We start from the raw sequence: 1,620 nt of genomic DNA, 5'->3' as shown, positions 1-1,620 counted from the left end.
GATCGCCGCGCCCCCCCGCCGCCGCAGCAGCAGCGCCCGCAGCAGGCGGCAAGCACAACGCCGACGACTGGGAGACCTTCTGACAGCTTGCGGCCGGCCGCGCCGGCGATGCGGGGCGCAGCGGCGCACCGCATGCCGGAATGCACGGTTTCCTCCCGTGCAACCCCTGCCTGAAACCCGCTTTGCCCGTGCTACGCTGGCTGCCATGTTCAATCCGTCCCAAGCCGATGTGCGGCGCTTTTTCTGCGCCGTGTACGCCAAATCCCAGGCCGGCCAGCCCATGGAAGCCATCGAGACCCTGGCCAGCCTGTGGATCGCAGAGCACCCCGAATACCACGCCGATCTGGCCGATGTCGATGCAGCCCTGGCCCGCAACTACGACGAGACGCCGGACAGCACCAACCCCTTCCTGCATCTGTCCATGCACCTGTCGATCAGCGAGCAGTGCAGCATCGACCAGCCCCGCGGCATCCGCCAGGCGGTCGAATTGCTGGCCGCCCGCAAGGACTCGCTGCTCGATGCGCACCATGCCGCCATGGAATGCCTGGGACAGATGCTGTGGGAAAGCCAGCGTTCCGGCCGCCCGCCCGATGGCGATGCATATGTCGCTTGCGTGCAGCGGCGCGCCACCCGGGACTGAGGGCTCACCGCCTGCCGCACGCCGCCATGTCCAGAACCGCCCTCCAGATCGCTGACCGGCTGGCAGCGTCGCCCGCCGCCGCGGCAGCTCCTCGGGCCAGGCCGCACCGTGCACGGTGCCCACGCACCCGCGGTGCCCTCGCACCCGACCAGGGGGCCTGACATGCGCCGGTGGCAGATTTCGCTGCGCACCGCCATTGCCGTCCCGTTCGCCGTGCTGTTCGCGGCCACCGTGGCATTGCATGCCTTCACGCAGCAGCGGCAGATCGGCCACCTGATCGACCAGGAAAGCGTGCGGCTGCTGGACGCCGTGACGCTCACCGCCCGGGACCGGCTGTCGCGCTTTCTCTCCCGGCCCTTCGAGATCCAGCGCGACATCGCCGATGCGATCGGCCGCCACGGCCTGTACCAGCCGGGCGACATGCGGCCCATCCACGAACACCTGCGCGCCGTGTTCGACGCCCTGTACCGCGACGAGCGGCAGATCAGCCTGCTGAGCTTCGGCAGCCGCGACGGCGAATACACCGGCATGCGCCGCGAAGCGGACGGCTTTCGGCTCATCCTCAAGGACCGCTCCACCGAGGGCCTGATGCACGTGTACCAGAGCGGCACGCCCGACGCGGTGTCGGCCTCGTTCCGCGGCTACGACCCGCGCATCCGGCCCTGGTATGTGCCCGTGGCCCGGTCCGGGCGCGCGGGCTGGTCGCCGATCTACACCACGGCCGGAGAGCGCGCCGATGTGACCATCTCGGCCGCCTCCGCCGTGATCGCCAGCGGCCAGATGGTGGGCGTGATGGAGGCCGATGTGCGCCTGGACACGCTCAACCAGTTCCTGCGGGACGACCCCTTGCGCGGGAACGGCCACATCTTCATCCTGGACACGGAGCAGCGGCTGGTGGCGCAGTCCGAGGGCGGCTCGGTGCTGTCGGAGCAGCCCGCCCCGCGCGGCGGAGAGCGGGAGCGGCTCACCGCCGGCCGGAG

2 protein-coding genes are annotated in these 1,620 nt (G+C 70.6%); both read left to right on the top strand.

The genetic code is table 11. The annotated features are described in order from the left end of the window. Positions 1-205: 205 nt before the first annotated feature. Entirely contained in the window at positions 206-640 is a 435-nt protein-coding gene (locus tag AC27IQ_RS24110) for a DUF1841 family protein (protein ID WP_487091073.1), read from the top strand. 162 nt (positions 641-802) lie between these two features. After that, the coding region (locus tag AC27IQ_RS24105; RefSeq protein WP_487091072.1) for a PDC sensor domain-containing protein at positions 803-1,620 on the top strand (818 nt) is incomplete at its 3' end.

Source organism: Acidovorax sp. KPB24-07, assembly GCF_057543315.1.
Note: the sequence above shows the minus strand (reverse complement) of the source record. Positions and strands in the feature narration are given on the sequence as shown.

Coding starts and splice junctions, on each gene's coding strand:
- AC27IQ_RS24110 (WP_487091073.1), top strand. CDS start 206: ATGTTCAATCCGTCCCAAGCCGATGTGCGGCGCTTTTTCTGCGCCGTG.